This is a genomic window from Aeromonas sp. QDB30 (assembly GCF_027707645.1).
In the GTDB taxonomy this organism is placed as follows: Bacteria; Pseudomonadota; Gammaproteobacteria; order Enterobacterales; family Aeromonadaceae; genus Aeromonas; species Aeromonas caviae.
Genome location: NZ_JAPCIY010000137.1, coordinates 1 through 4097 on the forward strand (window position 1 = coordinate 1; position 4097 = coordinate 4097).

Sequence of the window (4097 nt, forward strand, 5' to 3'; positions counted from 1 at the left end):
CGATTGGATCGGACATACTGAGTACAGTGAAACCAGAATAGAGCAATTAGATCACATCTTTAATCTGATTGGTATTAGCCTCCAACTTTATGACAAACGACGCATCGACGACCACGCTGGCACCCACGGGAAACGATCCCATGGCCCCCCTTCAGCTCCCCTCCCCCCTGCACCGGATCCGGCATCCTCTGCTGGCAGCCCATGACGTCACGCTCTGGTGCAAGCGGGACGATCTGATCCACCCGACCCTCTCCGGCAACAAGTGGCGAAAGCTCAAATACCATCTGCAACAGGCACAGATGCTGGGCAAGGGCCACATCCTCTCCTTTGGCGGCGCCTACTCCAATCACATCCACGCCCTGGCCGCAGCAGGACTCAGACTGGGACTGCGCACCACGGGCATCATACGCGGTGAAGGGGATACCGTCAGCAATCCCACCCTGAAAGCGGCCAAAGGCTGGGGCATGGATCTCGTTTTTGTCGACCGCCAGGACTATCGCCGGCGCCAGGATCCCGAATGGCTTGCCCGGTTCGAGGATGACGACACCCTGCTGGTACCGGAAGGAGGCAGCAGCCCGCTGGCCATCCCCGGGGTGGCCGAGCTGGTCGACGAGGTGCCCTTCTCGCCGGATCTCTGGGTGCTACCCTGCGCCAGCGGCGGCACCCTGGCGGGGCTCATCGCGGGCAAGCGGGCGCAGGAGCAGATCCTGGCCATCGCGGTGCTCAAGGGGGCCGACTTCATCACCGGCGAGGTATGCCGGTTGCATCCGGCGGCGGCCACCATCCCGGGCTGGCGCATCGCGCTGGATCACCACGACGGCGGCTATGCCAGGTTCAGTCCGGCACTCTGGCAATGGGTGCAGGCATTCAGTGCCGAAACCGGCTTGCCGCTGGAACCCATCTACAGTGGCAAGGCGATGTGGGGGCTGTTTCGCGAACTGGCGGCAGGCCGCATTGCGCGCGGCAGCAAGATCATCTTCATCCACACCGGTGGCTTGCAGGGGCTGGCGGGCCTGCAGGAGCAGGGCCGCCTGTCACCCCGGCCGGGGCGCTAGTCAGGCAGGTTGAGGGGCTCGGGGTCGGCAAACCAGGGACCTTGACCGGCATGCACGCCCAGGTGTCGCAGCATCTTCCACTCGTCGCCACTCTCCACCCCCACCGCGATGACCCGGGCCTGGGTATTGGCACAGCCCCCCACCAGACTGCGTACCGCCATCTGGTTGACCTGGCGCAGGTGGATCTCCCGCACCAGGCTGGGGTGCAGCTTGAGGAAGTGGATCTCGAACTCCTTGATGTACTGGGTGCTCACCACGTCCTGGCCCGCATGATCGATGGCCAGCCTGCACCCCAGCATGCGCATCGCCCTAAGTGGTCGCTTGAGGGCCTCGTAGTGGCGGGTCACCTGGGACTCCGACAACTGCAGGATCAACCCCTCGTTGGTACTGCGCGGCAACTGGAACAGCTCGAAGAAGAGCTCGCGCTGGAACTCGCGGGTGAGCAGGTTCTGGGCGCACAGAGAGAGGCTGATAGGGCAGCTCGATGCCGGTCGCTGGCGCAGCAGTCGCAAGGCTCGGGCCACCACCAGTCTGTCCAGCGGCAGCAGCAGACCGGCCTTCTCCGCCATGGGCATGAAGACCCCCGCCTGCAGCTCCCGGCCCTGCTCGTCGTGAAGGCGGATGAGCAGCTCCTGCTGCAACACCACCTGATCCCGCTCCTGCTGCACAGGCTGGACGTAGAAGTCGATGCCCTGCTCCTCGATGCGACGGCTGATCAGGGTGCGCCAGCGCACCGTTCCCTTGCTGCTCGCCTCCTCGTTGAGGGATTTCTCGAACAGGAACCAGCCGCTGTGTCCTTGCAGGCGTGCGCTCTTGAGCGCCAGCTCTGCCTCTTCCTGCACCTTGAGCAGGGAATCCTGTGCCTGGTAGCAGACCGCACCGAGATAGACGGCGGTGTCGGCATTGACCGCTTCGGGCCAGTGCAGCCGCTGCAGACTCTTGAGCAACTGGCTGGCGCCGTCCACCATCTCGCTCTCTGACATGTTCGGCAGCAGCACGGCAAAGACCTGACCGGCATAGCGCGCCTGCAGGGCTCCGCTGTGCTTTCGCACGAAGGCGGCGATGGTGGCGCTCGCCTCCATCAGGAGTTCCTGGCTCGGGCGCCCGCTCAGCTCGGGATCCAGCTCCTCCACACCGGCCAGCTCGATCAGCAGCACACCGCCGCTGATCACGCTTGCTTCCATGATGGCGCTCTCCAGCCGGTTGTCGAAGAAGAGGCGGTTGCCGATGCCCGTTGTCTTGTCAACGAAGGCGTTGCTGCGGATGAAGTTGTCAAAGCGGCTGCGCTCCTTGCGGGCGTCGGCCAGCTCGGTCAGCAGATGGGTGAGGGCCTGACTGGCCGAAACAGGCCACTCTTCGGCAGGGTCATGGGCCAGCTTGGTCAGCTTGCCATCCAGGATCAGCTGGGCACGCTCCGCCAGCAGCTCGGCACCGCGCAACTGCAGACGCAGCCAGCGGATGGAGTACCAGAGCCCGAACACCACGATGAAGATACCCAGAGAGATGCCGAACATCGCCTTCATGGAGTACTCGAACTCCTTGAACGGCCTGTCCAGCTTGAAGTCGGCCCGCATCCCGGCCTGATTGGGGATCGCCTCGCTGTAGGCGATCAGCAGGCTCTCGTCCGTCTGCTGCTGCACATCGCGAAACCAGTAGACCCGCTGCTTGTCCTGACGGATCTCCAGCTCCACCACATGGGAGGCCCGCAACAGGGAGGGCAGCCAGCGGGCAAGGGCTTGCTGGTCATCGGTCACCCCCAGTTGCTTGTCGATGATCTCCACCAGGGAGTCGACACGGTTCTGCTGCAGCTCCATTCCCATCTGGCGAAAACTGAAGACCCCGCCGAGCATCACCATGGCCATGGCCGAGATCACGCACAGCGTAATAAAAGAGACGAGTTGAGTGGTCAGTTTCATGTGCCTTTCCGTAGCCGACAGCATCCATAGGGCATCATGGTATCAGCCCAGACCAAACGCCGCCTATGGATGAAGATCCCGCTTCTGCAAATAAGCGGGCGGATGCGTCATGCGGCGCCGTTGTGCGGGCCGCAAAAGAGGCATCAAGGGAGAGAACGAGGGGACACAGGCTGAGGAGCGGACAGAAAAATGGTCCCACAACGGGGACCAAAAGAAACACTCATATCAAAACTAACACTCTGTGCTACTGACAAAAATAGATACAGGAGTATTGAACACACGGTGAGTCAAACCGCACCGTTACTTTAGCCACTTCAGATAAGCTGGACAATTGTCATTTATGACAGGTCAGCGATTGAATCTTGTTCAGGTGTGTAGCCATATCCTTTATTTATCAATTAATTATCGTTTTTGTTCCAAGTGTGACCAACTTGGCTCAAATCGATGCAGCTAATGCTATGATGCTTGAGCCTCAATCGGGTTGTTTCATTTCAGGGAAGAAGGGGGCCCACCATGTCTGCACGATCTCCGTTATGGATTCCTCTGGGCCTCTTCTGTTTGCCCCCGCTGCTGATGCTGTTGCTCACCCCCCTGTTGAGCGACAAGCTGGCTCACCACCTGTTGCAGACAAAGGAAAGGGCTCTGCTCGACTACCAGCAGGAGCGCAACCAGCTCCTGGATCACGATGTCCCCGCTCAACTCGCCCACTTTGCCTTCGATTGCGGCCCCAAAGACATGGCGCTGCTGCGCTCACCCCAGTATTACAACCGCCATATTCGCCTGGCCGGCCTGCAGCTTGCCAACGGGAGCGGCTGCTCCACCCTGGGCCCCGCCCTGCCCCAGCTTGCCGACGCCGGCATACCGGTCTCCCCCGACTTTCATATATCCAGCACGGCCCCCATGTTCGATACCGAACGCGAAACCCTGGTCTATGCGAGACGCAACGGCAATCTGGCCTATTGGGTGCTCGACAGCAGCTGGAGCCATGAGCTGCTGCGCACCCCCTGCAACGACTGTTTCTACCTGGAGTTCAACCACAAGCACCCGACCATGTACAGGATCTTTAGCTACAACCAATTGAAATAGATAGAAAAAAGGCTTCGTTTGTGATCTGATTTAATCGCAA

General features: G+C 60.9%; 3 protein-coding genes. 2 read left to right on the plus strand and 1 reads right to left on the minus strand.

What is annotated here, in order from left to right:
* Positions 1-140: 140 nt before the first annotated feature.
* Positions 141-1055: a 1-aminocyclopropane-1-carboxylate deaminase/D-cysteine desulfhydrase gene (locus PG896_RS20535; protein ID WP_161469768.1), complete on the plus strand. Its 915-nt coding sequence runs from the start codon at positions 141-143 to the stop codon at positions 1053-1055.
* Here PG896_RS20535 and PG896_RS20540 read toward each other — a convergent pair.
* Positions 1052-2971 carry an EAL domain-containing protein gene (locus tag PG896_RS20540; protein WP_270836163.1) on the minus strand — a complete coding sequence of 640 codons (1920 nt, stop codon included), beginning with the start codon at positions 2969-2971 and terminating at the stop codon, positions 1052-1054. The genes PG896_RS20535 and PG896_RS20540 overlap by 4 nt on opposite strands.
* A gap of 513 nt (positions 2972-3484) precedes the next feature.
* Between PG896_RS20540 and PG896_RS20545 the strand changes: the two genes are divergently transcribed.
* On the plus strand, positions 3485-4057 hold the full coding sequence (locus PG896_RS20545) for a hypothetical protein (protein ID WP_270836164.1): 573 nt from the start codon (positions 3485-3487) through the stop codon (positions 4055-4057).
* Positions 4058-4097: the final 40 nt, after the last annotated feature.